We start from the raw sequence: 26953 nt of genomic DNA on the forward strand, positions 1-26953 counted from the left end.
ATGACTGTGGTTGGTAACGGAACGCTTCTCCACTCCTTCGCAAGCCTGCGTGGCTCCTGCCATGGCGCACTGTTCATCATTGCGTCTGGGCCGTCGGTCAAGGACTTCCCGATGCAGCGCTATGCCAGTTATCCCATGCTGGCCATGAACGGCTCGATCAGCTGCTTCGCCGAGGCCGGGATTGCCCCGTATTTCTACCTCTGCGATGACAGCAGCTTCGTGCGTAATCGTTTGCCGCTGCTGCTGCAGGCCTCCGAGCTGGCGGTGAATCTGGCCCTGAGTCCGCGCGTTATCGAGAGTTTGCTGGAACGTGAGCCGCATGCGCTGGACGGCCGTTCGGTATATGACTTCGAGCGAGTCAATCGTCCACCGGAAGGGGGCGAGGCGATGGGCGATCGGGCGTTTGCTCGCCTGGCGCGACGCGATGCGGATTTCGAGTGTGATTTTTCCTGGTTCCGCCAGAAGCCGAACCGCATTGGCTTCAGTCGTAATCTGGAGAAGGGTTATTTCAGTAGCAGGACCATTCCCTACGCCGGAATCCAGATGGCCTATCATCTGGGGTTCAGCCAGGTTTTCGTGGTCGGCATGGACCTGGATTCCAGCAAGGGACGCTTTTATGAGCAGGGTGGCGATGCTGTGCGCAGTCGCCTCGATGGTGACTACGACGATTACATCCTGCCGTGCTTCGAACTGATGGCTGAGCGGGTGATCAAGCCAGACTTCCAGGTCTACAACCTGTCGCTGCATAGCCGTCTGCCCGCCGAGCTTGTACCCAAGCTCGGCCTGGATCAGTTGGACCGCTTGCTCGCCAGCTCGTAGGCCGCCAGCAGCTCATTCCAGGGAAACAGTGGCACCTTGCGCCGTTGCAGGTAACTGTGCAGGTGGCGGAAGTTGCGGCGCACCAGCATGCGTCCTAGCGGGCGGCCCTTGAAGCGCAGGTCGAGGAAATCGATGAGGCCAAAACCACCATCCGGGGTATGCAGGATGTTGCCCAGGTGCAGGGAGCGAAAATAGATACCGCGTTGATGCAGGCCATGAATATAGCCGGCCAGTTGCGGGAGTAGCGCGTCGAACTCGGAGCGTGAGTCGCGGAACAGCTTGTCCAGTGGCTGACCTTCCAGGGGCTGGTAAATGCATGCGCTGACCGCTTTCTTGCGTTCGATCCAGCCGAGTTCGAGTACCTGTGGGGTTTGGATGCCCAGGCTCTGCAGGCGGCTGGCATGCTCGCTAAAGCGCATGGCGTCTGGCCGTAATCTGGCAATCAATGGGTGGCGTCTGCTGCGGAAGATCTTCAGAATATTGCCATCGGTAAGCCGAACGACCTTCACGCCGTGGCTGTCTTTTTCCAGCACCTCGCCTTGGCTCAGCCAATCTTGCAATTCGTTCGCTGTTACAATCCGCATCTTGTCTCTCTAGCCAGTTGTACGAGGCCCATTGCATGGTTACTGCCGCCCGGCAATCCAGTTTTAAAGTGTATCTGCGCCTGCTGAAATACGTGCTGCCCTATTGGGGCGCCTTTGCCGTCAGTATCTTCGGGTTTCTGCTATTCGCTTCGAGCCAGCCGATGCTGGCGCACATGCTCAAGCTATTTCTCGAGGGGCTGGAAAATCCCGAGAACGCCACCATGCTTGGCATCTCGATGATCTATGGCGTGCCGCTATTGATTGTACTCATTGCACTCTATCAAGGCATCGGTTCGTTCTTGGGCAACTACTACCTGGCTAAGGTGGCGCGTGGAGTGGTACACGATCTGCGCTGCGCTCTGTTCGACAATTTGCTAACCCTGCCCAATCGCTATTTCGACAGCCACAACTCCGGCCATCTTATCTCCCGCATCACTTATAACGTGAACATGGTGACAGGTGCTGCGATCGATGCGATCAAGGTGGTGATTCGCGAAGGAATGACAGTGATCCTGTTGTTCGGCTACCTGTTGTATTCCAACTGGAAGTTAACCCTGGTTCTGCTGGCGATTCTGCCATTTATTGCGCTTCTGGTGACCAGCGCAAGCAAGAAGTTTCGCAAACAGAGCAGGAAAATTCAGTTGGCCATGGGCGATGTTACCCATGTTGCCTCTGAAACCATTCAGGGTTACCGGGTAGTACGCAGTTTTGGTGGGGAAGGCTACGAGGAGCGGCGTTTCCATAAGGCCAGCTCAGACAACATGAGCCGCAGCCTAAAAATGACCCGTACCCAGGCGGTATACACGCCGATGTTGCAGCTGGTCATCTACACCGGCATGGCGGTACTGATGTACTTGGTACTTTATCTACGTGGTGATGCCTCCGCCGGCGAGTTGGTCGCCTACATCACCGCAGCGGGCCTGCTGCCTAAGTCAATTCGTCAGCTTTCGGAGGTCAGTGCCACAATTCAGAAGGGCCTGGCCGCAGCCGACAGTATCTTTGAGCAGCTCGACGAGGCGCCCGAGGTTGATAACGGTACCATTGAGCGTGAGCGGGTCAGCGGTCGTTTGGAAGTGCGCAATTTAAACTTCCAGTACCCAGGTGCTGAGAAGCCCGTGCTTAACGATATCTGCTTTACCGCCGAGCCTGGTCAGATGGTCGCCCTGGTCGGACGCTCCGGTAGCGGCAAGTCGACCTTGGCCAGCCTGATTCCCCGTTTCTATCACCATGAGGATGGGCAAATCCTGCTCGACGGGATAGACGTCGAAAGCTACAAGCTGAGTAATCTTCGCCGCCATATTGCGCTGGTTACTCAGCAGGTCACTCTGTTTAACGACAGCGTGGCCAATAACATTGCCTATGGCGACCTCGCCGATGCGCCACGTGAGGCCATAGAGCAGGCGATCGAGGCGGCCTACGCCAAGGAATTCGTCGATAAGCTGCCGCAAGGGCTGGACACCGAGGTCGGAGAAAATGGCGTGCTGCTCTCCGGTGGCCAGCGCCAGCGCCTAGCTATTGCTCGGGCCTTATTAAAAGATGCCCCCGTCTTAGTGCTTGATGAGGCTACTTCGGCACTCGATACCGAGTCCGAGCGGCATATTCAGGCCGCCCTGGACCGGGTTATGAAGGGACGTACCACGCTGGTGATCGCCCACCGATTGTCGACTATCGAGAAGGCTGATTTGATCCTGGTAATGGATCAGGGGCGGATCGTCGAGCGCGGAACACATGCGGCCCTGCTGGAGCAGAACGGTTATTATGCGCGGCTTTACGCGCTGGGACTGGATGAGAGCGCGCCGCTGGTGCCGCCTGATAAAATATAGCCCTTGCACGTAAAACTCCTAGAGCCTCTGTGAGGAAAGCCAGTCCCGTATAGGCCAGGCGTTGGCTGGTGACGGGCCATATGATGCTCGGAGCGCTATCGGCATGGCCTTATCTTTTGAGAACTTCTCCGGTTGCACCGGTGCCACTGGTCCTGCGCCGCTATGAGTGGTTCTGGAGAGGATGGGCCATGCAATAAGAGATTTTTCTATTCAAGCGTTTGAGATGTGGAGTTGAAGTCGTGCTTGAGGCGTTCAAGTGGAGAGGGTTTTGCGGGGTGAGGCGGCCTGACAAGCAAAACGTTATTCGAGTCTTTATGGGGCTGCGGCATTGCCTTGAGGACTTTGTCGAAGGCCGTTCAATCGCAGGTTTCGAAGTCAATGGCGAACGCTTCTATGTGAAGCGTTACAGAGAGTCGTTGCGGTTTTGGCGCTCGCTCAAAAGCAGCTCTTTGCGAAATGCAATGCTTAATGAAGTAAGTTGGTTGCGGCGCCTCGACCTTGATGATGCGCGGGCTCCCAAGTTATGGCTTTTCATGGAGCGCCGCGTGGGGCGGCAGGTAGAAGCCTTTCTACTAATGAGTGAGGTGGCTGGTCAGCCGCTTGCACTGCTTGAGGGTAAGCAGTTCGCGCTTGCGTGTGCTAGCGCTGTCGAGGTTATCGGCAGTTTGCATGCAAGAGGGGTCGCTCATGGCGACTGCAATCTATATAACTTCTTGGTTGGGGATGAGGTTCGGGTAATCGACTTCGAAAGGGCCGCGGAGCTCACTCCGGCCCGTGCTGAAGCGGATCTCCTCAAGTTCTTCGCACGCATTAACGCGCGTGGTGATGGACAGTTATTGGAGGGGTTGGTGTCCCACTATCTTCAGGTGCAACCGCAGCCGTTGTTCGATATCGGTAGGCTGGTGAAAGAGTTGCAGGTGGGCGATATAAAACGGGTCGAGACGCGTTGGCGACCGCCCCAGTTCTTCAGTATTTCGATAGGTCACCAGCGGTTTTGATACAAAAGGAGCTCTGGACGGCTGTGCTAATCTGCGTTTTTAAGGTGCCTCTGGGGTGTTTATGAAAGTGTCCATGCCGCGGTTCGACTGTGCCACAGTTCTAGTGGTGGGCGATGTCATGCTCGACCGTTACTGGCACGGCGGCACTTCGCGGATTTCTCCGGAGGCGCCAGTGCCGGTGGTCAAGGTCGAGCAGATCGAGGACCGTCCGGGCGGTGCCGCCAACGTTGCGCTGAACATCGCTGCCCTCGGTGCGCCGGCGTTGCTGGTTGGCGTTACCGGTCGCGACGAAGCGGCCCATAGCCTGACCGACAGCCTGCATGCCGCCGGTGTACAGGCGCACTTCCAGCGCATCGACGAGCAGCCGACCATCGTCAAGTTGCGGGTCATGAGCCGTCACCAGCAATTGCTGCGCATGGACTTCGAAGAGCCCTTCAACACTGACGCCGAGGCCCTGGCTGCCGACGTCGATGGATTGCTCGATGGGGTCAAGGTGCTGGTGCTGTCGGACTACGGCAAGGGCGCCCTGAAGAACCACCAGGTCCTGGTGCAGTTGGCGCGCAGCAAGGGCATTCCGGTGCTGGCCGACCCCAAGGGCAAGGATTTCTCCATTTATCGCGGCGCCAGCCTGATCACGCCCAATCTCAGCGAGTTCGAGGCCATCGTCGGTCATTGTGCCGATGAGGCCGAGCTGGTCAGTCGCGGTGCCCAGTTGATGCTGGAGCTGGAGCTGGGCGCCTTGCTGGTGACCCGCGGCGAGCACGGCATGACCCTGCTACGCCCCGATCACGGCCCGCTGCACCTGCCGGCGCGCGCCCGCGAAGTGTTCGATGTGACCGGTGCCGGCGACACGGTGATTTCCACCCTGGCTGCCAGCCTGGCCGCCGGCGAGGAACTGCCGCAGGCGGTGGCGCTGGCCAACCTGGCGGCCGGCATCGTGGTCGGCAAGCTGGGCACCGCGGCCATCAGTGCGCCTGAGCTGCGCCGGGCGGTGCAGCGCGAGCAAGGTTCCGAGCGTGGCGTGGTGAGCCTCGAGCAGCTGCTGGTGGTGATTGAGGATGCGCGCGCCCATGGCGAGAAGATCGTCTTCACCAATGGCTGCTTCGACATCCTGCATGCCGGTCACGTGACCTACCTGGAACAGGCCCGTGCCCAGGGCGATCGCCTGGTGCTGGCGGTCAACGACGACGCTTCGGTCAGCCGCCTGAAAGGCCCGGGCCGGCCGATCAATGCAGTCGACCGGCGCATGGCCGTGCTGGCCGGCCTCGGCGCTGTGGACTGGGTGGTGAGCTTCGCCGAGGACACTCCGGAAAACCTGCTGCGTGCGGTCAAGCCGGACGTGCTGGTCAAGGGCGGCGACTATGGCATCGAAGGCGTGGTCGGTGCCGATATCGTGCGTGCCTACGGCGGTGAGGTGCGGGTGTTGGGGCTGGTGGAAAACAGCTCGACCACTGCCATAGTCGAGAAGATCCGCAACAAATAAGCGATCGCGCCAGTCTCGTGGCGCGCTTCGTCTAGCCGGCCAGGCGGCCGGCTTCCTGCTCTTCCTGCGCCAGGCGTACCAGCCAGTCCTTCCAGCGGATGCGCTCGTCACGCACCAGCCAGCCATCCTGCTCGGCAAAACTCTCGGATAGCCACAGTCCTCGGCAACTGGCCGGCTGCAGCTCGCCCTGTTTTAGGGTGAACAGCTCGCCGCTGGGGCGGCCCTGACGCAGCGGCAGCAGGTACAGGTCGGGGCGCCGGCGCTCCAGGCGGGCGATCAGCTGGCCGTCTTCTAGGCATTCGTCGACGTGGAACAAGCTCGGCAGGCGGCAGTCCTTGGGCAGCTCCAGGCGCATGTCATAGACCAGCTGCAGCGAGGCGGTGGGCAGGTGCACATAGGCCAGCGGGCGTTCGATCAGCATCAGGTTGCCGCCCTGCACCGGGCGTGCCGCGCCGGACAGCGGGCTGAGGCGGAAGTGGCAGGCTTCGCGGTAACGCAGCGGCTGGTACGGCGTGGGCAGCCAGGTATCGCCGAAGCGTCCGCCCAGCCAGCCATCGGCGGTTTCGATCAGGCACTCCTCGGCCACTTCCTGGATGGCAGTGAGCAGCGGCAGGTTCAGTTCGTGGGCCGGAACGTAGCCGGAGATCAGCTTGAGCACCACATCGCCGCGGTCCGGGCGGCGCTGGCGTACTAGCAGCCAGTAGTCGCGACCCTGCCAGTTGAGGGTCAAACGCACCGAGACGCCGAGGTTGGCCAGTTCTGTCGCGAAATGCCAGCTGTCAGCCACGCTGATCGGGCGACGGCGCTCCTGCATCTGCGCAAAGTTCAGCGGCAGGCCCTGGCTGCGGTAATACAGGCCCTCCGCAGTGGCCTCGACATACAGCGGCAGGGTCTTGAAGGTGCTCGGGTCTTTGCGGGCGAGTTGTCTGGGCATGCGGGCTCCTGCGGTGCTGCACGCTAGGCGGGGTTGGGATGCGCAGGGCGGGATCTTGAGCGCGGCGATCTATCGGAGCTGTGCAGTGTAGTCGCGGATCACCGCGGCGGCGGTGGCGACGTTGGCCGCTAGGTGCTGTGGGTTGATGGTGCCGACGATGGCGCTGCTCACCCCGGGATGGCCGAACAGCAGCTCGAAGCTGGCGCGCACCGGGTCTTGCCCGGCGGCCAGGCAGACATGGCCGCTGGCCAGGGCTTTCTTGATCAGGATGCCCTTGCCATGCGCGGCCGCATAGTCGAGCACCGGCTTCTCGGCCTGTTCGGCGAGGTTGTAGGTGACCATGGCGCAGTCGCTCTGTTCGAGAGCCAGCAGGCCGCCCTCGACCGTTTTGCCGGACAGACCGAAGGCGCGGATCTTGCCCTCGCGCTTGAGCTCGGCGAGGGTCTGGTAGATGCCGCTGTCCCGCAGGATGGCCACGTCGTTGCCGTCCGAGTGCACCAGCAGCAGGTCGATGCAGTCGGTCTGCAGGCGCTGCAGGCTGCGCTCGACGGAGAAGCGCGCATGGGTCGGGCTGAAGTCGAAGTGCGACTGGCCGCCCTCGAACTCCTCGCCGACCTTGCTGACGATCAGCCAGTCGTGGCGTTGGCCGCGCAGCAGCGGGCCGAGGCGCTGCTCGCTGATGCCGTAGGCCGGCGCCGTGTCGATCAGGTTGATGCCGAGGTCGCGGGCCTGGGCCAGCAGGTTGCGCGCGGCCGCGTCATCGGGGATGGTGAAGCCGTTGGGGTACTTCACGCCCTGGTCGCGACCGAGCTTGACCGTGCCCAGGCCCAGCGGCGAGACCAGCAGGCCGGTGCTGCCCAGCGGGCGATGCAGGTCGTGCAGGCTCATGGCAGCAGCTCCTCCCACACCGGACGGGCAACCGCCGGGCGCGGCAGTTCGGGCAGGGCCGGCGGCTGGCTGGGCTGGATGCCGTCGCGCTGCAGGGCGGCCAGCACGCGGTCGCTGAAGTCCGGCGAGAGCGCCAGCTTGGTCGGCCAGCCGACCAGCAGCTTGCCCTGGTCGGCGAGGAAGGCGTTGTCCGGGCGCACCAGGCCGGATTGTGCCGGCTCGGCGCGGTCGACGCGCAGGGTGGCCCAGCGCGCACTGGAGAGGTCGACCCAGGGCAGCAGGTCGCCCAGTTCCTGCTGCGCGGCTTTGATCTGCGCAGCCTCGTCGCGGGCCACACCAGCGGCTTCGGCGATATCGCCACCGAGGTACCAGACCCACTGGCCGTCGGCGGCCGGGTGCGTGGTTACGGTGACGCGCGGTTTCGGTCCGCCACCCAGGCAGTGGGCGTACAGCGGTTTCAGGCTCGGCCCCTTGACCAGCACCATGTGCAGCGGGCGCAGCTGCTGGCTCGGCTGGCTGATGCCGAGGCTGGCGAGCAGGGCGGCATTGCCAGCGCCTGCGCTGAGCACCACACGCTGGGCGCGGATTTCGCGGCCATCGACCAGCAGGCCTGCCAGTTCGTGGTTTTCGTGTAGCGGGGCGATCTCATGGCCGGCCAGCAGGCTGTCGCCAGCGAGCGTGGCCAGGCGAGTGATCAGGCTGGGTACATCGAGCACCAGCTCGGCCAGGCGATAGACCTTACCCTTGAATTTCGGGTGTTGCAGGGCGGGCGGCAGCTGCTCGCCCTTGACCTGGTCGACCCGGCCACGCACCGCCTTGCTGGCGAAGAAGCTGGTCAGGTTGCCGGCCAGGCTGCCCGGCGACCATAGGTAGTGCGCCTCGGACAGCAGGCGTACGCCGGTCAGATCCAGCTCGCCGTTGCCGGCCAGGGCCTCGCGCCAGCGCCGCGGCATGTCGGCGATGGCCTCGGAGGCGCCGGTTAGCGCCCCGTGCAGGGCATATTTGGCACCGCCGTGGATGATGCCCTGAGACTTCATGCTCTGCCCGCCGCCGAGGCTGGCGTTTTCCACCAGCAAGGTGGCGTAGCCCAGCCGGCGCAGACGGGCGTTCAGCCAGAGGCCGGCGATACCGCCGCCGACGATCAGAACGTCAGTGCTCAGAGCTTGGGACATGCGCGCGCCTCAAAGGAAAACCGGCGCGCAGTATACCGCGAGCGGCTTGTAGCGCTCGCCCGATCAGTGGCCGATGGTGTTGGAGAACAGCTGGATCACCACCACGCCGGCGACGATCAGGCCCATGCCGAGCATGGCCGGTAGATCCAGGCGCTGCTGATAGAGGAAGGTCGCGGCGATGCTCACCAGCACGATACCCAGGCCCGCCCATACCGCGTAAGCCACGCCGACCGGGATGGTCTTCACCACCAGGCTGAGCATCCAGAATGAAATCGCGTAGCCGACCACCACCAGCAACAGCGGCAGTGGTTTGTTGAAGCCGTCGAGCGCCTTCATCGAGGTGGTAGCGATCACTTCGGCGGTGATGGCGACGGCAAGGTAGAGGTAGCCGGTCATGAGGAGCCTCCTGTTGATCTGCTGAGAGCCTGCTCACGATCTCCTGACTGTCGGCCATACCGCGTTAAAAATGACCTCGGAAAGCCGCATGCGGCTAACGCGCTTCAGCGCGACCCGGAGAGCGAGTGAAACGAGTCATGCTCATTTACAGCTCGTAAACTCCGCTCCCTCGGCCATTTTTGCCTTATCTGACTCTAATTCAGAAGATCGTGAGCAGGCTCTGATCATTCTAGGGATCTGCCTGATGGGATAAAGTGATTACCTATCTGTTATGGAGATGGCTATGCAGTGGAACCTGGAACAGATCCGCCTGTTCGTCAGTGTCGCCGAGGGCCAGTCCTTTTCCGCGGTGGCACGGCGCCTGCAGCGTGCGCAGTCGGCGGTGAGCAACGCCATCGCCATGCTGGAGACTGATCTGGGCGTGCTGCTGTTCGAACGCAGCAGCGGCCGCCAGCCCCGCCTGACCGCAGCAGGTCTGTCACTGCTGGAAGAGGCTCGCGAAGTGCTGCGCCAGTGCGAGCGCCTCGAGGGTCGGGCGCTGGGCCTGGTGCGCGGCGAAGAAGTGCGCCTGCGCCTGGCCCAGGATGAGGCGATGCCCTATCAGCCGGTGCTGGACAGCCTTGAGGCCCTGGCTAAGGCCTTCCCCTTGCTGGAGGTGCAGTTGGCCAGCGGCGCCCAGGGCGAGGTGGCGCGCAAGCTGTTGGAGCGGCGCGCCGATCTCGGCCTGCTGTTTCACCACGAGCAGATGCCTGACGCCCTGGAGCGCCAGCGCCTGGGCACCATCGAAATGGTCACCGTGTGCGGGGCCGGGCATCCATTGGCTGCTGCCGGACCGGTCGACCGTCGCGAGCTGGCCCGCCATCGGCAACTGCTGATGGCACCGCAGGACAGCCACTACCCCGGCGGCGAGCAGCTCAGCCCGGCGGTCTGGCGGACCGACAGCTTCTACGCCATGGCCGAGCTGCTGATGCGCAACCTCGGCTGGGCCTGGTTGCCGCGGCATGTGGTGCAGTATCCGACTTACCAGGGCCAACTGGTCGAACTGAACTGCGACTGGACGCCGCCGCCGCTGGTGGTGGAGCTGGTCTGCCGCCGCGACGAAGCGCTGGGGCCGGCAGCGTTGTGGCTGGCGGCAGCCTTTGCCGAGCACCTGCAGGCGCTGGGCTGATTGGTGCGGGCCGCTCTGCTAAGCTGCGCGCCCATGAATAGAGCCCTGTACAGCCTGTTGTTTCATCTGCTCCTGCCGCTTATTGCCGGGCGCCTGGCCTGGCGTGCCTGGCGCGCGCCGGCCTATGGCCGGCGTATCGGCGAACGTTTCGCCCTCGGCCTGCCGGCCATGCGCACGGGCGGCATCTGGGTGCATGCGGTGTCGCTGGGCGAGAGCATCGCCGCGGCCCCGCTGATCCGCGAGTTGCTGGTGCGCTACCCTGGGCTGCCGATCACCGTCACCAGCATGACGCCGACCGGCTCGGAGCGCATCCAGGCCCTGTTCGGCGACAAGATCCAGCATTGCTACCTGCCCTATGACCTGCCCTGGGCCTGTGCGCGCTTCTACCGCCAGGTGCAGCCGCGCCTGGCGCTGATCATGGAAACCGAGCTGTGGCCCAACCATATCCACCAGTGCGCCAAGCACGGTGTGCCGGTGGTGCTGGCCAATGCGCGGCTGTCCGAGCGCTCGGCGCGCGGTTATGCCCGCTTCGCCCGGCTGACTGCGCCGATGCTCGCCGAACTGAGCCTGATCGCCGTGCAGACCGAGGCCGAGGCCGAGCGCTTCCGCCAGCTCGGTGCGCGCCCCGGTTGTGTCGAGGTGACCGGCTCGATCAAGTTCGATCTGAGCGTGGATGCTCAGTTGCAGGTGCGCGCCAGTCAGCTGCGCGAGGAGTGGGGCGCCGCGCAGCGCCCGCTGTGGATCGCCGCCAGCACCCATGGCGGCGAAGACGAGATCATCCTCGCCGCCCATCGCCAGTTGCTTCAGCGCTTCCCGCAGGCGCTGCTGATCCTGGTGCCGCGCCATCCGGAGCGTTTCGTCAGCGTCTTCGAACTGTGCAAGCGGGAGGGCTTCGCCACGGTGCGGCGTTCCCTCGATGAAAGTGTGACGGCGGATACCCAGGTGTTGCTCGGCGATACTCTGGGCGAGCTGCTGTTTCTCTATGCCCTGGCCGACCTGGCCTTTGTCGGTGGCAGCCTGGTGCCGAACGGCGGGCACAACCTGCTGGAGCCGGCGGCGCTGGGCAAGCCGCTGCTGAGCGGGCCGAACCTGTTCAACTTCCTTGAGATCGCCGCGCAGTTGCGCAGCGCCGGTGACTTGCTGGAGGTGCAGGATGCCGCTGAGCTGCAGGAACAGTTGCAGCAGCTGTTCGCCGAGCCGCAACAGGCGGCGCAGATGGCCGCTGCCGGGCTGGCCGTGTTGCGCGCCAATCAGGGCGCGCTAGCGCGTCTGCTCGCCGGGCTAGCGCGCCTGTTGCCGCGCGCGTAGTCCCAGCGTCGCGCGTAGCAGCAGGCCGCCAACCGCGACCAGCAGGCATGGCAACCACACCCAGCGCGCCTCGGAGGCCAGTACGGCGAGGCCGCGCTGGCTGAAGAAACCGTTGATGAAGGGCGAGACCTCTATCGGCCGCCAGGGCAGGAAGAAGCGCTGCTCGCTCCATGGCCACAGCCAGGCCACGCCCAGGCCGCCATCGGTGGCGGCATCCAGCAGGCTGTGCGAGGCGGTCGCCAGGGCTATCCAGATAAAGGCCTTGAGCGGGCCGCAGTCGAGCAGGCGGCAGGCGAGGGCGGCGAACACGCCCGTCAATCCGGCGAAGAGCAGCGAATGACTGAAGCCGCGATGGCCAAAGGCGTCGGTGTAGGCGATGCCCAGCTTGAAGGCCAGCATGTCGGCATCCGGCAGCAGGGTGAACAGCAGGCCGACCAGCAGCAGGCGTGGCGGAATAATCCGCGGGCCGAGGGCCAGGCCCACCGCCAGCAGCGGCAGTGGGTGGCTGATCAGAGTGGTCACGGCTGGGTGCGGTGCTCGTGCATGCGCGCCAGCTGGCGCTCCAGCAGCGACGGGTAGGGCTCCAGCAGGCGTTCGACGCAGCTGGCGCCTTCCGGGCTGGCAATCGGGCGGATGCGTGCGCGCTGGCGCACCAGCGGCTCATCGGCGATCGCTCGTTGCACCAGCAACAGATTGCGGCTGTGCTGGGACAGGGCCAGAGCATCCTGCGCCGCTTCACTGAGCAGAACTTCGGCCTGGCTGGGAGCGATTTCCTGATCGGTGCAGGTCAGGCCCAGCTGCAGCTGCAGGGTGATGCCGCTGTCGGCCACCTCGATCTGCAGTGCGTGGCCGAGGGCGCGCAGCAGTTCGCCGCAGCACAGGGCGTGGGTCAGGTAGTCCTCACCGCCATATTCGCTGCTGAACAGCAGCAGGCTGCTGCCATCGTTGAGGGTGTAGAGCTTGCCCTGATACAGGGCGGCAGCCTGCTCCAGGCAGTCGCGATAACGTTGCAGCAGTTCCAGCAGGCGTGCCCGTGGCAGGTGGCGTAGCTGTTCCTGAGCGCCGAGCTGGACCGCCAGCACCGCGCTGAGTACCGGTTCGCTGGACGCAGGCTCGGCAAACGCCACGGGTTCAGGTGTCGGCAGCGGCTCGGGTTCATCGACCGGGCGCAAATCGGCAAAGGGGTCGTGCTCTGCCGGGCTGCTGTGCGGCAGATCGCGGCCTTCTTCCCGGTAATCCTCGCCGCGCTCGTCGAAGTCCGGCTCGCTCAGGTTGGGCATCTGGAACTCGTGGTCTTGCTCCGGTTCTTCGGCGTAGAACGCCTCGTCCTCGGCGAAGTCGTCAGCGGCGGGCGCCACTATCGACGGTTTTTCCGGTACCAGGCGGGCCTGCAGCTGGCGGGCCAGGTCGCCGATCTCGTCCTGGCGACCGGCGCCGGGAGCCGGATCATCCGGGTCGCGCAGCCACAGGCGCAGTTGCAGCAGCGGGGTGGAGATGTGTCGGCCGAGGCGCAGGCTCAGTGACATGGCCAGGGCCAGCAGGATCAGGCTGAGCAGGCCCATGCTCTGCAGGCTGATGGTCATCGGCTGCTGGAACTGTTGCATGTCCAGACTGATGCGCAGTTGCCCTGCGATCACTTCCTGGAAGGTGATCGGTGTCGAGTAGAGGCCTTCGGTATCGCCGAGCAGGCTCTGGGTCGGGCGTGAGCCGGCCTCGGCGAGGATGCGGTTGTCCACGCTGTAGATGGCGGCGTGGGCTACCAGCGGGTTCTTCGCCAGGTTGCTGAGCAGCACGTTGAGGCTGAGGATGTCGTTGGACACCAGCAGCTCGGTGGCCGAAGCGGCCGTCTGCACGGTCAGGCTCTGGCCGAGGGCATCGGCCTGCTGCTGCATGGCCTGCTTGAACTGCATGCCCATGACCCAGGCGTAGATCACCAGCGCCAGGGCCACCAGCAGGATGCTGTGGCTGGCAATGCGCAGCGCCAGAGGCACGCGCCGCTGGCGCAGGGCGTGAAACAGCAGGAGGAAGAAGTTGTCGGGTTTGACCTGGGCGGGCCGATTCACAGGGCACGGCTCTTATCGGCGGAAATTGCCGCGCAGTATAACCACGCCACCTAGGCGGGCAAAGCGCCTGGCGGCGCGGAAACTGGTTAGAATGTGCGCCTTTCGACGGGCCGCAGTGCCCTTTTGCCGACCATCTTGCCTGCCTGGGAGTGAACGCCTTGCGCGAAATCGTCCTGATCAACATCACCGGGGAAGATCGCCCGGGCCTGACCGCGGCTATCACCGGTGTCCTCGCCCAGGGCGGGGTGAATATCCTCGACATCGGTCAGGCGGTGATCCACGACACCCTGTCGTTCGGCATCCTGGTCGAGATTCCGGATACCGAGCAGGCCTCCTCGGTGCTCAAGGATGTGCTGTTCACTGCCTACAAGCTGGATCAGCAGGTGCGCTTCACCCCGGTTTCCGAGGCGGACTACCAGCAGTGGGTCGGCGGCCAGGGCAAGCCGCGCTATATCGTCACCTTGCTGACGCGTAAGGTCACCGCCGAGCAGCTGCAGCGGGTCAGCTCGATCACCGCCAAGTACGGCCTGAATATCGACCATATCGATCGCCTGTCCGGGCGCATGCCGCTGGACACCCCGGCTGACCAGGGCAAGGGCTGCATCGAGTTCTCCGTGCGCGGCGAGCCGGCCGATGCGGTGGCGCTGCGCGCCGAGTTCCTCAGCGTGGCGCAGGAACTGAACGTCGACATCGCCTTCCAGCGCGACTCGCTGTTCCGCCGCAACCGTCGCCTGGCGGTGTTCGACATGGATTCGACGCTGATCGAGGCCGAGGTCATCGACGAGCTGGCCAAGGCCGCCGGCGTCGGTGCGCAGGTATCGGAAATCACCGAGCGGGCTATGCGTGGTGAGCTGGATTTCCGCGCCAGCTTCAAGGAGCGCATGGCCTTGCTGCAGGGCCTGCCGGAAAGCGTACTGGCCGAAGTCGGTGCCTCGCTGCGCCTGACCGAGGGCGCCGAAGTACTGTTCGCCGAACTCAAGCGGCTGGGCTACAAGACCGCCATCCTCTCCGGCGGTTTCACCTACTTCGCCAAGCAGCTGCAGGCCAAGCTGGGCATCGACTATGTGTTCGCCAACGAACTGCAGATCGTCGATGGCAAGGTGACTGGTCAGGTAGTCGAGCCAATCGTCGACGCCCAGCGCAAGGCCGACCTGCTGCGCGAGCTGGCGGCGAAAGAGGGGCTGCGTCTGGAGCAGACCATCGCCGTCGGTGACGGCGCCAACGACCTGCCGATGCTCGGTCTGGCCGGCCTCGGTGTAGCCTTCCGCGCCAAACCGCTGGTCAAACAGTCGGCCAAGCAGGCGATCTCCACCCTGGGGCTGGATGGCATCCTCTACCTGCTCGGTTTTCGCGACCGCGACGGGCATGAGTGAGGTGTTTACCCAGCCATAAAAAACCGCCGGAAGGCGGTTTTTTTATGGCTGCGGGAGCGCTTAGAGCCTGTTTCGGATCTTTTGAGCTAGAGCCAGGCAAGACGCAACGACCAGCGGGAGTAACAGGCGTAGGCTGGCCCGAAGGGTGAGCGCCAGCGAGTCAATGGGGCGAGGACGCGGAGTTTACGAGGTGTAAATGAGCAGTCCGAGCCCGATTTCAACGCAGCATGGCCGACGATCAAGAGAACCGAGGCAGGTTCTTATTCGTCGCCGGCAGAGAAGTCGTAATCCATCGACTGACTGGGGCCCTGCAGGTAGTGACCCTGGATGTAGTTGACCCCGGCCTGCCAGAGGGTGGCCAGCACGCTGGCGCTCTCGACAAAGGGCACGATGGTCAGCTTGGCCTGGGCGTGCAGGCTGGCCAGCAGGGTTTTCAGGGCTTCCTGATTCTCGGCCTTGGACAGGTCCTGGGCGAACGAGCCGTCGACCTTGACGAAGTCCACGTTGAGGTACTTGAAGGTGTTGAACGGGTTCAGCGCACAGCCGAACTGGCTCAGGGCAACCTTGCAGTGCAGTTCGGCCAGGCCATGGGTCAGGGCCTTGGCCTGCTTGAGGAAGGCAATCGCATCCGGTTCGCCGATTTGAAACACCAGGGCGTCCGAAGGCAGGCGTGCGGCCTTGAGCGCCACGCTGAGCCAGGGCAGCAGGGTCTGATCCTGCAGGCTGTTGGCCGACAGGTGCACGAACAGGCGGGTGCTGTGGCCCTTGCTGCGGTGTTCGGCCAACAGCTTGATCGAGTTGAGGATCACCCAACGGTCGATCTTCTCGGCCAGTCCGGCTTCCTTGGCGGCAGTGAGGAAGTCGCCGGGCGGTACTTCCACACCTTGCGGATTGAGCAGGCGCAGCAGTACTTCGTAGTGTTCGTCGCTATCGCCACGCAGGCTGATGACCGGCTGGAACAGCAGGCGGAAACTGTTGTTCTCCAGAGCCTGCTGCACCATCGCCACCAGATTGCCGCGGTTGGCCGCGGCGGCCAGCTCGTCGGCCGGGTTGTACAGTTTGAGCGCATTGCCGCCGTCGATCTCGTCGGCGCAGCGGTGGGCGCGATCGATCACGTCCTGAGCGCGTGCAGTCTTCTCGTTGAGCCCGGCGACGCCAATCGACAGGGTGGTCTGCACGGTGCGGCCGCTGACGTCGAACAGGTGACCTTCGACTTTCTTCAGCAGGTTGTGCAGCGATTCGCCGGTCTGCTCCGGCGCTTTTGCTGGCAGCAGGACCGTGAACACGTCATCGGCGAAGCGTGCCAGCTGGGCGTCAGTGCCGAAGTGGTTGCGCAGCAGGTTGGCAATATCGGTGAGCAGCAGGTCGATGCCGGCCAGGCCGACTTCTCCGACCATGCCCGCATAGCGGTCGATACAGATGTAGGCCAGGCTCGACACCACGCCAGCATTGACCGCACGTTCGGCGGCGGCGTCCATCAGCTCGATGAAGTGGGTGCGGTTGAACAGGCCGGTGACCAGGTCCTGGCTGCTGATTTCGCGCAGCTTTTCTGCCAGCTCGGCGTTGTCGCTTTCGGCGCGGATCACCACCTGGATGCACGGCTCGCCATCGTAGGTGGCGGGGGAGAAGCCCATGCGTGCCTGGAAGCGCTGGCCATCGGCCTTGACCCCGGTACAGGCCAGTTCGGCACTGCCATCGGCGCTGGAGTAGTTCTTCAGGAAGTCCTTGAAGGCGCTTTGATCCTGCGCCGCGATCAGGTCGATCATCGGCATGCCTTCGAGTTCGTCGGCATCCTCGTAGGCGAACATCTGCAGGTAGGCGCGGTTGGCATAGATGTGCATGCCATCGTGGACGTAGGTGATGGCGTCCACCGAGCTGTCGAGCAGCAGTTGGCAGCGCTTCTCGGCTTCGCGCAGGGCTACTTCGGCAGCGCGGCGGGCGCGGCGTTCTTCGAGGTTGGCCAGTTCGCGGTTGGCGACCAGGATCAGGCGCTCGTCTTCGCCCTGGGGCAGAGCATCCTGGGCGCCGAGCATCAGCGCTTCGGTGATGCTGTCGGAGTCGTTGCCGTCGACCAGCAGAATGACCGGGATGTCCTTGGCCTGGCGGCGAATGGCGCCGATCACTTCACTGGGTTCGAGGTGTTCGCTGGTCGGCGCGGCAATCAGCAGGTCCCAGCTTTGCTGCAGGGCCTCTGCCAGGTTGTCGCCCGAGGTGATGCGGTGAACGCGCGTGGCGCGACCGGAATTGCGGAACAGGCTGACGAGTCGCTCGGCCTCGTTCTGCGAATCTTCAAGAATCAGCAGACGGATGGTTTTTTTTTCGATGGCCATGGTTTTTGCTTGGAAAGCGCCGAAGAACGGGCGCAAAAAGGCGACAAAAGGTGCGTTCTGGCAATCTACAGTGACTTCCAGAGCGAGTCAAAATCTTCCTCCCCGCTCTTGCCGGGGCGTTCCTGAGCTGTGACCGGGCTCCCGGCTGGGACGTTTTGCTGCTCCAGTTTGCGGTATTCGAACTGGCTGAAACTGCCTGTGCTGGTCTGCCGTCGGCTAAGGATGGCGCGCAGTTCCTGGCCATTCAGGTTGACGCTGACCTTGTTGCTTTCCTGGAAGGGCAGGCGCGGGGTAATCAGGCTGGCCGGGCGCGAAATGGCACTGATTGCCGGCAGCAGCAGGGCGCGCAGGTAGCTGCTGCTCTGCTCGTTCTTGCGCAGCAGCTGCAGGCCGCAGGGTTGTGCCTGCGGAGCGATCAGTTCGATGCCCATCTGCGTGCCGCCACCGCGAACCTGCCGAATCCAGCGCACGACCGCCACGCTCCAGTTGTGTCCGGGGGCATCCTGGATGCCGAGCAGTTCACCGGCTTGCATCTGTCCCGGCACTTCGCGCGGCCAGCTCAGGCAATAGCCGCCGGGGCTGTGGTTGATGATCGGCAGCTCGAAGGTCGGGTAGCTTTCTTCGACTTCGGCGGGGGCGCTGGCAATCTTGTTGCCGCCGCTCTTGTATTCGATTTCCTCCATCGCCGAGCCCCAATGGCTTTCGCGCTGGGCATCGAAGGCGCCAGCCCAGATGTCCGGGCCGTCGCCGCTCTTCTTCGGCTTGAACTGGGCGCTGCTGTGTGCAGCCTCCGGGCGTTGCAGGACATCGGCGAAGCTCTTTCTGCCGGCCAGGAAGAAGTGCACGGCGGTCATGCCAATGCACAGGGTCAGGCTGCCCTTGCCCGGATTGCGCTGGAAGGTGCGCTCGGAAATATCGCCCCAGGCGGAGCTCAGGTGCTGCAGCAAGTCCAGGCTGACCCCTTCGGGGACCGGGAATTTCTGTGGGTCGCGACTCTCTGGCGGCAGCAGCAGGTATTCCTTGATCGAGTCGACCAGGCCGTGGGGGTCGAGGCCGAGCAGGTTGGGCAGTTCGTTTTCGCTGAACAGCGATTTGTAGCGTGGTGGGCCGTCCTGTCGCGAGGCAATCACGAACAGGCTGTGCGGCTGATCGGCGCTCTGCAGCTCGACCCGGCTGCTCCAGCCTTCAAGGGCCTCTGCCAGGCGCGCGATGCTGCTTTGGCGCAGTTGGTTGCAGCGGGCACAACCGAGCAGCAGGGCGGCCAGGTAGGTCTGTTCCTGACTCAGGCTTTTACTGCTGTGGGCCAGCGGGTCACTGACCTGGGCATGCTCCAGGCCGTGCTTGCGGGCAATCCGATGCAGTTGATGCAGCTCCAGCCACAAGCCTTCCGGTACCGGGCAATACAGCTGGCTGGCGCGCACCAGCGGGCCGTACAGACTGTGAGTGGCGCGCTGCAGGGCGACCGCCAGCAGTTGAGCGCGGTCTTTGCTGAAGCACGGCACTTCCTGGGTGATGATCAGCTTGTAGCCGATGGCTAAGTGGTTCTGCAGGGCCTGGCAGAGATTGGCGACCTTGCGTGGGCGCTCGTCGAGCACGATGGACTGGTTGAGGAAGTGGCGCTCCAGGTGCCGGCAGACGTAGTACACCTCAGGGCGAATCAGCTCCAGAAACTGCAGGCGATTGTCGGCAGGGGTGATCAGCTGGTTCAGTTCGACCAGGCTTTGATACAGCTGGCGTGCGGTCTCACCAATGTTGGCCTTGGGCAGGCCGGCGATCCAGCGCTTGAGCTCGCGCGGGCTGGCTTCGCAGAAGGACAGGCCCTGCTTCTCGGGAACCGGGACGCGTAAATGCAGATGAGAGCTCTGTTTATCCATTCTTGCTGATTATCCGCAGGCCTCTGGCTGATACGGCCAGGCACGGCTGCTCTAGTCTGTTGTTTCCGGAACTCTAGCAGCATCCTGTGGGCACTGCAGCCAGAGGATGGCTGGGGTGTTATCGGTAATAGGGACCTTGTGCGCTGGCTCGCGTTCCCTCAGGTGTCCTGCTGCGTGGCTGCTGCCGACTCGGCTGCGCTGACGCGAATCCAGCCATCGTCGACGCGTAGCACGGCACTGGCCGCCCAGTTGGCCAGGTCCTGGCGTCGGCACACCCCGGTATTGCCCATGCCGGAACCGGCGACCACCTTGTAGATCACCTGATCGCGCAGGCCGCGCCCGGGCTTGCCGGCATCGATCACCTGGCGCACGGCCCAGGCATTGCCGGGCAGGGCGTTGCTGTAGCAGGCGCCTAGCAGGATGTCGCTGGCTTCCAGGCGTCTGGCTTGGGCGTGTTGCTGGGCCAGTTGGATGATTTCCAGCAGGTCGTCGAAACGGATATCCATATAGGAATCGACCTGGCGCAGGGCGTGGTAGAAATCCTCCGCGCTGAGCTCGCCGGGGTTGCTGGCGGGTTGCTGTGGGGCCAGTGCCGCCGGATAGCGGCGCCAGGGGAACAGGCAGTTGAACAGCACGGCGACCAGCAGGATCACCGCGACATTGAGCAGAACCGGGCTGAGCATGAAAGCGAAGCCCAGGTCATGGATCGCCGTACCGCCGACGACCGCACTGAGTGCCGTGGCGCCACCCGGTGGGTGGATGCAGCGGGTGTACTGCATGACCAGGATGGCCAGGGCCACCGCCAGCGCAGGAGTGAAGGGCGAACCCGGCAGCAGCTTCTGGCAGATCACCCCGACCAGCGCCGACAGGCCATGTCCGCCGATCACCGCCCAGGGTTGCGACAGGGCGCCGTGTGGCACCACGAACAACAGCACGGCGCTGGCGCCCATCGAGGCGACCACCCAGAATGCCGCTTCGCTCGGCAGCAGCCAGTGGGTGACCGCGTAGATCAGGCCGATGCCGACAAAGGCACCGAGGGTTGCCAGGTACTTTTCCAGGTGGCTGGTGGCATCCGTGCCCCAGCCCAGCAGACGCAGGCAGCGTTGCCAGAAACCGCTGTGCATGGCCAGGATTTAGCTGCGTGATTGTGCCAGGGCCTGGCCCATGCGTACCGGGCTGCCGGCGACCAGGCCTTCGGCCCACTGCACCTGTTGCGGGCCGAACAGCACGATGGCGGTGGAGCCGAGCTTGAAACGGCCCAGTTCGCCGCCCTTGGTCAGTTCGATGGCGGCGCGTGCGGCCTCGTCGTAACGGGTGGTTTTCAGTTCGCGCTTCGGCGGGGTGACCAGCCCGGCCCAGACGGTTTCGATGCTGGCGACGATCATCGCACCGACCAGGACCACGGCCATCGGCCCGCGCTCGGTGTCGAACAGGCAGACCACGCGCTCGTTACGGGCGAACAGTTCGGGGACGTTTTCCGCGGTGGTCTGGTTGACCGAGAACAGCCGGCCCGGCACGTAGACCATTTCCTTCAGCGTGCCGCCCAGGGGCATGTGCACGCGGTGGTAGTCCTTGGGCGACAGGTAGATGGTGGCGAAGTCGCCACCCATGAACGGCGCGGCGCGCTCGGCGTCGCCACCGAGTAGTTCCAGCACGCTGTAGCTGTGGCCCTTGGCCTGGAAGATGCGGCCCTGCTCGATCGGGCCGAGCTGGCTGACCGCGCCGTCGGCCGGGCAGAGGATAGCGCCAGGCGCCTCATCCAGCGGGCGGGCGCCGTCTTTCAGGGCGCGGGTGAAGAACGCGTTGAAGTGCTCGTAGGCCGTCAGGTCTTCGACCTGGGCCTCGTTCATGTTGACCTGGTACTGCTTGGCGAACCAGCCGATCAGGCGATCCTTGAACCAGGCGGCGCGGCATTCGGCGGCGCAGCCGATCAGGCGCGACAGCAGGTGGTGCGGCAGCAGGTATTGGCTGAGGATGAACAGACGCTGTTTCATGGAGATTCCTTGAAGTGGGGCAAACCGTTGCGCATCTGGCCGCTGTCCGGCAGATCCGCGAAATAGATGCTTAACGTTCGGCCGGTGTGTCGGGATGGTTGCCCCATTCCGACCAGGAGCCGGCATAGGCCTTGACCCGTGGGTAACCGAGCGCCTTGGCGGCGAGATAGGTGAAGCCGGAGCGGCGGTGGGTCTGGCAGTGGGTGATCACTTCCTTGTCTGGCGTGATGCCCAACTCAGCCAGTACCTGCGCCAGGTCGCTGCGGATGCGCAGGCCGTGCTGGGCGTCCATACCGGCGGTCCATTCGAAATTGATCGCTCCGGGAATATGTCCGCCCTTGGCGGCGAGGACTTTTTCGCCGCTGAACTCGGCCGGCGAACGTGCGTCCCAGATCGCCAGGTCGGCAGCGCCCAGGCGGCTCTGCAGGTATTCGCGGGAGGCCGTGGGGGCCTCATGCAGGCTGAGCGCCGGTGTGCCATTGGCACTGGCAGTTGGCGCCTGGGTGACCTCGCGACCCTCGCTCAGCCAGGCCTGCAGGCCGCCATTGAGGTAGTGGTAGCGAGCATGGCCGATCACGTCGAGCAGCCAGATAAAGCGCCCGGCCCAGCCACCACCCTCGTCGTCATAGACCACGTAGACCGCATCCGTGCGATGGCCCAACTCACCGAACAGGGCTTCCAACTGAGCCTTTTCCGGCAGCAGGCCGGGTGCCGGCGGCTGGCCCAGTTGGGTGCGCTTGCTGTCGACCCAGTGTGCCCCGGCGATGTGCCCTTGTGCGTAACGGGCGGCGCCGCTGAGGTCGACCAGGATCAGTTCGGGTGCTTGCAGGTGGTCGGCCAGCTCGGCCGGTTCGATCACCAGCGGCAGGGAGGGAAAGGCAGACATGCAGGGCCTCGGGGTCGGTCAAAGGGCGCAATTGTAGCGGAAGACCAGGCGCCGCGGCGGGCAAAGCTGCCCCGATAACGTGGTAGGGCCGACAGTCAGGAGGTGGTAAACCGGTTCTAGGCGCCGCGGCGGGCAAAACTGGCCAGCGCGCGCTCAATGCACTGGGCCGTCTTGCTGAAGACCTGCAGCTGGCTGTCGCTGATTGCACCGCCGTTCTGGTCGACGATCAGCAGCATCACCACCCGGCCATTGCTGGCCAGCGAGCGCAGCAGCAGGTGTTCGCCGGCGAACAGGGCTTTCAGGCTGCCCGGCAGGAGGGCGGAGAACTGCGCCATGTTGGCCGGACTCAGGCGCAGCTGCCCAGGTTGAGCGAGCAGGCGTTTGAGCACCTGGCTGTGCGCCGGTTCGAGACGCAGTTGCCCGGCCTCCACCGGCAGACCCGCAGCCTGCTGGGCGATCAGGCGCGTGTGGGTGCGATCGGCCAGCAAGAGCAGCACGCGCGGGAAGCCACTGGCGAGCAGGGCGGCGCGGGCGCAATCGGTCAGCTGCAGGGTGTTGGCAAACGGCGAGGGGCTGGCCAGCAGGCGGGCGCACTGGGTCTTCCACTCGTTCGGCTCGCTCTTGACCGGCGCAGCCACTGGCTTCAGCTGCAGGCGGCAGGCATCCCACGGCCACAGCAGGGCTTCGGCCGGATGCCAGAGATCGGCTTGGGCATGTTGCCAGGCGCTCTGCACGGCTTGCTGGTGCACCAGTTGTTGCACTTCCCCCAGCGTGCTGTGCAGATACAACCCGGTCAGGCGCTGCCAGCGCTGGCTATGCTGGCAGCTCCAGTTGTGGTGAGCCGATAGGGCCAGGCCGTTGGCCAGCAGGATGCTGTTGCCCGGCTGGGTCAGCCAGCGGCGCAGGTGCGGGTCGGCGTCGAGCATCTGTTGCTGGTGCAGGGGATGCTCATTGTCGTGGGCGATGTGCAGCGCCTTGACCAGCAGGCGGCGGTCCTCGACCAGCAGGCGATAGCCCTGCACGATCCAGTCCGGCAGACGCCAGTGCCGAGCCAGCGCCAGGCACAGCTGCAGCAGCGGAACGCCGAGCAGTTCACGCTCGACGCGCGCCGCCGGTTCACCTTTGCCGAGGACTCGCCGCTCCCATTCGTTGAACAGCTGTGGATGGTTGTACACCAGTGGCCACAACGGGGCGAAGAACAGCAGGCTGCCCCAGTGGATCTCCTGCCACAGGCGCGCCAGGCGATTGGCGAACAGGCCATTGGCCTGCTGCGCGGCATGCAGGCTGATCAGTTGCAGCTGGCGCAGCTCGCGCGGAATTTGTGCCTCATCCAGTGTCGGGATCTGGTTCAGCAGGGCTTCGGTGCGGCTCAGGCCCAGGCGGGTGAGCGCCTGCTCCAGGCTTCCCGCCGGCTCGCTGAGGCTGCTGCCGGTGCGGTTGGCTTCGCGCAGCAGGGTCAAGGCAATAACTGGGCTATCCTGCATCAGCTCGGCGATCTCGCGCAGCGAGCAGCGGCTGTCGAGCAAGGCTTTACGCACGCGCTCGTGCTGTGCGCTGGCAACGGGCAGGCGAGTGCCGTCCAGCTGCTTGAGCCAGGCGTCGAGCGTCTGTGGAACGGGCTTTGGAGTGGGCATGCAGATTGAGCCAAACTGGCTTTTCGCCGTTACTGGCTATAGTCTGGCGCAATACTTCCGATAAATAGAAGGGTTGTTTTACAGAACCCTTACGACTCACCTTTCAAGCTCATTTCCCTATGGCAAAAATCCTCGGCATTTTGGTCGTACTCGGCAGCGTGCTCGGCGGCTTCATTCTGTCGGGCGGCAAGTTCATGGCACTGATCCACCCCTTCGAGGTGATGATCATTGGCGGTGCAGCATTGGGTGCCTTTCTCCAGGCCAACCCCGGCAGCACCTTCATGCATGTGTTCAAAAAGTCGCTGAAGATGTTCAGCTCGCGCTTCACCCACACCTTCTATCTGGAGGTGCTGAGGCTGCTCTACGAGATCCTCAACAAGAGCCGTCGCGAAGGCATGATGGCCATCGAGGCGGATGTCGAGGAGCCCAACGCCAGCCCGATCTTCAGCAAGTACCCGGCGGTGCTCAAGGATGCGCACATGACGGCCTTCATCTGCGACTACCTGCGCATCATGTCCTCCGGCAACATGGCCCCGCATGAGCTGGAAGGCCTGTTCGACATGGAGCTCAATGGGCTCAAGGAAGAACTCGAACATCCCTCCCACGCCGTGGCCAAGGTGGCGGACGGCATGCCTGCCATGGGTATCGTCGCCGCGGTACTGGGTATCGTGATCACCATGTCGATCCTCGCTTCCGCGGACAACGCGCAGATCGGTGAAAAGGTCGGTACCGCTCTGGTGGGCACGTTCCTCGGCATTCTCGCCTCCTACGGTTTCTTCGGCCCACTGGCCGATGCGCTGGGGCACGATGCCAAGGAAGAGCTGAACCTCTACGAAGCGATCAAGGCAACCCTGGTGGCCTCGGCTTCCGGCATGCCGCCCACGCTGGCCGTGGAGTTCGGGCGCAAGGTGCTGTTCCCCGCGCATCGACCGAGCTTCAGCGAGCTCGAACAGGCCATGCGCGGTAGCTAAGGGCCATGGAAAACAACCAGCCAATCATCGTCAAGCGGGTCAAGAAGGTCGCCGGCGGCCACCATGGTGGTGCCTGGAAGATTGCCTTTGCCGACTTTGCCACCGCGATGATGGCGTTTTTCCTGGTGATGTGGCTGATGAGTTCGGCCACGCCCGAACAGAAACGGGCGATTTCCGGCTACTTCCAGGACCCTATCGGCTTCACCGAAAGCGCCAGCCCTTACGTCATCGACCTCGGTGGTACGCCGACACCGGCGCCGGATCGCACGCTCAATCCCGAGATGAAAGATGCCCCGGATGCTCTGGAGTCCACGGTGGATACCGAGGACACGCCTGAGGAGCTGGAGATCAAGCAGGCCGAGCAACTGGCCGAGCAGATCGAACAAGAGCGTCTGGAGATGCTGCTGCAGGAGTTGCAGACCAAGGTCGACGAAAATCCGCAGCTGCAGAAGTTCAAGGACCAGATCCTCTTCGAGATCACCCAGGATGGCCTGCGCATCCAGATCATGGATGCCGAGAACCGGCCGATGTTCGATCTCGGCAGTGCGCGCTTGCAGCCGTACTTCGAGGACATCCTGCTGATCCTCGCCGAGACCATCAAGGCCGTGCCGAACAAGATCAGCGTCAGCGGTCACACCGACGCCAAGCCCTTTGCCGGCGAAGGCGAGTTCGGCAACTGGGAGCTGTCGGCCAATCGTGCCAACGCGGCGCGGCGCACCCTGGTCGCCGGCGGCTACCCGGACGAGCGCGTCGCGCGGGTGGTGGGTTACGCCTCGTCAGCCTTGTTCGACCGCACCGATCCGTTCAATTCGGTTAACCGGCGCATCGATATCATCGTGCTGACCAAGAAGGCCCAGCGCGCCATCGAGGGTGAGCAGGACGGTGATGGTGAGGTCGCCCCGCCTGCCGATGGATTGCCGGATACCGGCATTGATCCGTTCGGTGCTGAGCCACCGGCGGCAGACGCCCCGGTACCGGCGCCTGAGCTGCGCGAGAAACTGAATATCTTCGAAGATGGTGCCCTGCAGTTCGACGAGCCCAGCGAGTAACCGGTGCGTAGAAACAAGAAGGCCGCGAATCTCGCGGCCTTTTGCTTTGTGCGGTGACGAGACTCAGTACTCGGCGGTCGGCAGGCTGGCCAGGATATGCCGGTAGCTGGCCATCCGGTTTGGCTGGATGCGTCCGTCTTCCAGGGCCTTGAGCAGCGCACAGCCGGGTTCGCGGTCGTGCTTGCAGTCGCGGAAACGGCAGGTGCCGAGCAGCTCGCGGAACTCGATGAAGCCGGCTTCGACGTCGTCGCGGCTGACGTGGCCGAGGCCGAACTCGCGGATGCCGGGGGAGTCGATCAGCTCGCCGCCGCCGGGGAAGTGGAACAGGCGCGCGGTGGTGGTGGTGTGGGTGCCCTTGCCGGTGACTTCCGACAGCGGGCCGACGCGGGTGTCGACGCCGGGCAGCAGGCTGTTGACCAGAGAAGACTTGCCGACCCCGGACTGGCCGACGAACACGCTGACATGCCCATCCAGGCGCTTCTGCAGTTCATCCATGCCGCCACCTTCGTGGGCGGACACTTCCAGCAGCGGGTAACCCAGCTGACGGTAGGTGGTCAGCAGGCTGTTGAGGTGCGCCGAGTTTTCCTCGTCGACCAGGTCCGCCTTGTTCAGCAGCAGTTGCGGCTGGATGCCGGCGTGCTCGGCGGCGATCAGGTAGCGGTCGATCAGGTTGGCGTGGGCGTGCGGCAGCGGGGCGAAGACGATGACGATCAGGTCGACGTTGGCGGCCACCGGTTTGAGCTGGCCGCGCATGTCCGGGCGGCACAGCTCGGAGCTGCGCGGCAGCTGCGCGACGATCACGCCGATGCCCTGGTTGCCGGCCCGCCAGACCACGCGGTCGCCGGTGACTAGGGTCGGCAGGTTGGTGCGCAGGTGGCAGCGGCAGACCTGGCCGGCCTGTTCGCCATCCAGTGCCTCGACCTCGACCTGAATGCCGAAGTGGGCGATTACCAGGCCGATCTGCTCCGGACCCAGGTCACCCCCTCCAGCTCGTCGAGCATGCGTGATTCGCGCTTGGCAGCGCGGGCGGCACGCTCTTCCTGAACTTTATCGATGCGCCAGGTTTGGCGGCGGGTGAGTTGGCGTTTGGCCATGACCTTTCCGGGGGAAGTGAAACGGCCGCGAGTTTAGCACGCGGCCCGGGTGCTGGCTGTGGAGACTCCTGAGCTGGTACAACAGGCGCAGCCTTCAACTACTGCCGGATGT

22 protein-coding genes and 1 pseudogene are annotated in these 26953 nt (G+C 64.1%); 9 read left to right on the forward strand and 14 right to left on the reverse strand.

Annotated features, from left to right (window positions below; genetic code table 11):
- A complete protein-coding gene (locus tag LRS11_RS07930) occupies positions 1-819 on the forward strand; it encodes a lipopolysaccharide core biosynthesis protein (RefSeq protein ID WP_260496313.1) in 819 nt (272 codons plus the stop codon).
- On the opposite strand, the gene LRS11_RS07935 is transcribed toward LRS11_RS07930, so the two are convergent.
- On the reverse strand, positions 789-1379 hold the full coding sequence (locus tag LRS11_RS07935; protein WP_312026999.1) for a lipopolysaccharide kinase InaA family protein: 591 nt from the start codon (positions 1377-1379) through the stop codon (positions 789-791). The genes LRS11_RS07930 and LRS11_RS07935 overlap by 31 nt on opposite strands.
- Before the next feature lie 59 nt (positions 1380-1438).
- Between LRS11_RS07935 and msbA the strand changes: the two genes are divergently transcribed.
- The 3 genes from msbA (at position 1439) to hldE (ending at position 5707) form a co-directional block, all read left to right on the forward strand.
- A complete protein-coding gene (msbA, locus tag LRS11_RS07940; protein ID WP_260496315.1) occupies positions 1439-3226 on the forward strand; it encodes a lipid A export permease/ATP-binding protein MsbA in 1788 nt (595 codons plus the stop codon).
- A gap of 239 nt (positions 3227-3465) precedes the next feature.
- A complete protein-coding gene (locus LRS11_RS07945; RefSeq protein ID WP_260496316.1) occupies positions 3466-4224 on the forward strand; it encodes a lipopolysaccharide kinase InaA family protein in 759 nt (252 codons plus the stop codon).
- 61 nt (positions 4225-4285) lie between these two features.
- The gene (hldE, locus tag LRS11_RS07950; protein WP_260496317.1) at positions 4286-5707 is read left to right on the forward strand and encodes a bifunctional D-glycero-beta-D-manno-heptose-7-phosphate kinase/D-glycero-beta-D-manno-heptose 1-phosphate adenylyltransferase HldE; all 1422 of its coding nucleotides are present in this window, start codon (positions 4286-4288) and stop codon (positions 5705-5707) included.
- A gap of 31 nt (positions 5708-5738) precedes the next feature.
- Here hldE and LRS11_RS07955 read toward each other — a convergent pair whose 3' ends face one another.
- From LRS11_RS07955 to LRS11_RS07970, 4 genes are all read right to left on the reverse strand, one after another.
- Positions 5739-6641: a metal ABC transporter ATPase gene (locus LRS11_RS07955; RefSeq protein ID WP_260496318.1), complete on the reverse strand. Its 903-nt coding sequence runs from the start codon at positions 6639-6641 to the stop codon at positions 5739-5741.
- 69 nt (positions 6642-6710) lie between these two features.
- Positions 6711-7529 (reverse strand): aldo/keto reductase, encoded by an 819-nt coding sequence (locus LRS11_RS07960; RefSeq protein WP_260496319.1) that lies wholly within the window; start codon positions 7527-7529, stop codon positions 6711-6713.
- Positions 7526-8701 (reverse strand): FAD-dependent oxidoreductase, encoded by a 1176-nt coding sequence (locus LRS11_RS07965; RefSeq protein ID WP_260496320.1) that lies wholly within the window; start codon positions 8699-8701, stop codon positions 7526-7528. Before LRS11_RS07965 ends, LRS11_RS07960 begins: the two co-directional genes overlap by 4 nt.
- Before the next feature lie 63 nt (positions 8702-8764).
- Entirely contained in the window at positions 8765-9097 is a 333-nt protein-coding gene (locus tag LRS11_RS07970; protein ID WP_173209767.1) for a multidrug efflux SMR transporter, read from the reverse strand.
- 283 nt (positions 9098-9380) lie between these two features.
- On the opposite strand from LRS11_RS07970, the gene LRS11_RS07975 reads away from it, so the two are divergent.
- Entirely contained in the window at positions 9381-10265 is an 885-nt protein-coding gene (locus tag LRS11_RS07975; RefSeq protein WP_260496321.1) for a LysR family transcriptional regulator, read from the forward strand.
- 33 nt (positions 10266-10298) lie between these two features.
- Positions 10299-11573, forward strand: a complete 1275-nt coding sequence (gene waaA / locus LRS11_RS07980; RefSeq protein ID WP_260496322.1) for a lipid IV(A) 3-deoxy-D-manno-octulosonic acid transferase — start codon at positions 10299-10301, stop codon at positions 11571-11573.
- On the opposite strand, the gene LRS11_RS07985 is transcribed toward waaA, so the two are convergent.
- Entirely contained in the window at positions 11547-12095 is a 549-nt protein-coding gene (locus LRS11_RS07985) for a metal-dependent hydrolase (protein WP_260496323.1), read from the reverse strand. The two genes, waaA and LRS11_RS07985, sit on opposite strands and share 27 nt — an antisense overlap.
- Positions 12092-13636, reverse strand: a complete 1545-nt coding sequence (locus LRS11_RS07990; RefSeq protein WP_260496324.1) for an AhpA/YtjB family protein — start codon at positions 13634-13636, stop codon at positions 12092-12094. Before LRS11_RS07990 ends, LRS11_RS07985 begins: the two co-directional genes overlap by 4 nt.
- A 158-nt stretch (positions 13637-13794) precedes the next feature.
- Here LRS11_RS07990 and serB point away from each other — a divergent pair, with 158 nt between their 5' ends.
- Positions 13795-15009, forward strand: a complete 1215-nt coding sequence (gene serB / locus LRS11_RS07995) for a phosphoserine phosphatase SerB (protein WP_260496325.1) — start codon at positions 13795-13797, stop codon at positions 15007-15009.
- 260 nt (positions 15010-15269) lie between these two features.
- Here the strand turns inward: serB and LRS11_RS08000 are convergent, their stop codons facing one another.
- The 6 genes from LRS11_RS08000 to LRS11_RS08025 all read right to left on the reverse strand — a co-directional run bounded on the left by LRS11_RS08000 (position 15270) and on the right by LRS11_RS08025 (position 23727).
- Positions 15270-17339: an EAL domain-containing protein gene (locus LRS11_RS08000; RefSeq protein ID WP_260496326.1), complete on the reverse strand. Its 2070-nt coding sequence runs from the start codon at positions 17337-17339 to the stop codon at positions 15270-15272.
- Positions 17340-17404: 65 nt separating this feature from the next.
- Positions 17405-19213, reverse strand: a complete 1809-nt coding sequence (locus LRS11_RS08005) for a molecular chaperone (protein WP_260496327.1) — start codon at positions 19211-19213, stop codon at positions 17405-17407.
- 158 nt (positions 19214-19371) lie between these two features.
- A complete protein-coding gene (locus LRS11_RS08010) occupies positions 19372-20337 on the reverse strand; it encodes an HPP family protein (protein ID WP_260496328.1) in 966 nt (321 codons plus the stop codon).
- Positions 20338-20346: 9 nt separating this feature from the next.
- Positions 20347-21213 (reverse strand): archaetidylserine decarboxylase, encoded by an 867-nt coding sequence (gene asd, locus LRS11_RS08015; protein ID WP_260496881.1) that lies wholly within the window; start codon positions 21211-21213, stop codon positions 20347-20349.
- Between the two features lie 64 nt (positions 21214-21277).
- Positions 21278-22093, reverse strand: coding sequence for a rhodanese-like domain-containing protein (locus LRS11_RS08020; protein ID WP_260496329.1), 816 nt, complete (start codon positions 22091-22093; stop codon positions 21278-21280).
- A 116-nt stretch (positions 22094-22209) separates the two neighbouring features.
- The gene (locus LRS11_RS08025; RefSeq protein ID WP_260496330.1) at positions 22210-23727 is read right to left on the reverse strand and encodes an HDOD domain-containing protein; all 1518 of its coding nucleotides are present in this window, start codon (positions 23725-23727) and stop codon (positions 22210-22212) included.
- A 119-nt stretch (positions 23728-23846) separates the two neighbouring features.
- Here LRS11_RS08025 and motA point away from each other — a divergent pair, with 119 nt between their 5' ends.
- Positions 23847-24698, forward strand: a complete 852-nt coding sequence (gene motA / locus LRS11_RS08030; RefSeq protein WP_260496331.1) for a flagellar motor stator protein MotA — start codon at positions 23847-23849, stop codon at positions 24696-24698.
- A 5-nt stretch (positions 24699-24703) separates the two neighbouring features.
- Positions 24704-25747: a flagellar motor protein MotB gene (motB, locus tag LRS11_RS08035; protein WP_260496332.1), complete on the forward strand. Its 1044-nt coding sequence runs from the start codon at positions 24704-24706 to the stop codon at positions 25745-25747.
- Between the two features lie 63 nt (positions 25748-25810).
- Here motB and rsgA read toward each other — a convergent pair.
- Positions 25811-26841: pseudogene (rsgA, locus tag LRS11_RS08040) on the reverse strand (small ribosomal subunit biogenesis GTPase RsgA).
- Between the last annotated feature and the right edge of the window lie 112 nt (positions 26842-26953).

The organism is Pseudomonas sp. J452 (assembly GCF_024666525.1).
GTDB lineage: Bacteria > Pseudomonadota > Gammaproteobacteria > Pseudomonadales > Pseudomonadaceae > Aquipseudomonas.

Bases quoted from the DNA above. Each gene is read 5' to 3' on its own strand.
- LRS11_RS07930 (WP_260496313.1), top strand. From the start codon at position 1: ATGACTGTGGTTGGTAACGGAACGCTTCTCCACTCCTTCGCAAGCCTG.
- msbA (WP_260496315.1), top strand. From the start codon at position 1,439: ATGGTTACTGCCGCCCGGCAATCCAGTTTTAAAGTGTATCTGCGCCTG.
- hldE (WP_260496317.1), top strand. From the start codon at position 4,286: ATGAAAGTGTCCATGCCGCGGTTCGACTGTGCCACAGTTCTAGTGGTG.
- LRS11_RS07955 (WP_260496318.1), bottom strand. From the start codon at position 6,641: ATGCCCAGACAACTCGCCCGCAAAGACCCGAGCACCTTCAAGACCCTG.
- LRS11_RS07960 (WP_260496319.1), bottom strand. From the start codon at position 7,529: ATGAGCCTGCACGACCTGCATCGCCCGCTGGGCAGCACCGGCCTGCTG.
- LRS11_RS07965 (WP_260496320.1), bottom strand. From the start codon at position 8,701: ATGTCCCAAGCTCTGAGCACTGACGTTCTGATCGTCGGCGGCGGTATC.
- LRS11_RS07970 (WP_173209767.1), bottom strand. From the start codon at position 9,097: ATGACCGGCTACCTCTACCTTGCCGTCGCCATCACCGCCGAAGTGATC.
- LRS11_RS07975 (WP_260496321.1), top strand. From the start codon at position 9,381: ATGCAGTGGAACCTGGAACAGATCCGCCTGTTCGTCAGTGTCGCCGAG.
- waaA (WP_260496322.1), top strand. From the start codon at position 10,299: ATGAATAGAGCCCTGTACAGCCTGTTGTTTCATCTGCTCCTGCCGCTT.
- LRS11_RS08000 (WP_260496326.1), bottom strand. From the start codon at position 17,339: ATGGCCATCGAAAAAAAAACCATCCGTCTGCTGATTCTTGAAGATTCG.
- LRS11_RS08005 (WP_260496327.1), bottom strand. From the start codon at position 19,213: ATGGATAAACAGAGCTCTCATCTGCATTTACGCGTCCCGGTTCCCGAG.
- LRS11_RS08010 (WP_260496328.1), bottom strand. From the start codon at position 20,337: ATGCACAGCGGTTTCTGGCAACGCTGCCTGCGTCTGCTGGGCTGGGGC.
- LRS11_RS08020 (WP_260496329.1), bottom strand. From the start codon at position 22,093: ATGTCTGCCTTTCCCTCCCTGCCGCTGGTGATCGAACCGGCCGAGCTG.
- LRS11_RS08025 (WP_260496330.1), bottom strand. From the start codon at position 23,727: ATGCCCACTCCAAAGCCCGTTCCACAGACGCTCGACGCCTGGCTCAAG.
- motA (WP_260496331.1), top strand. From the start codon at position 23,847: ATGGCAAAAATCCTCGGCATTTTGGTCGTACTCGGCAGCGTGCTCGGC.
- motB (WP_260496332.1), top strand. From the start codon at position 24,704: ATGGAAAACAACCAGCCAATCATCGTCAAGCGGGTCAAGAAGGTCGCC.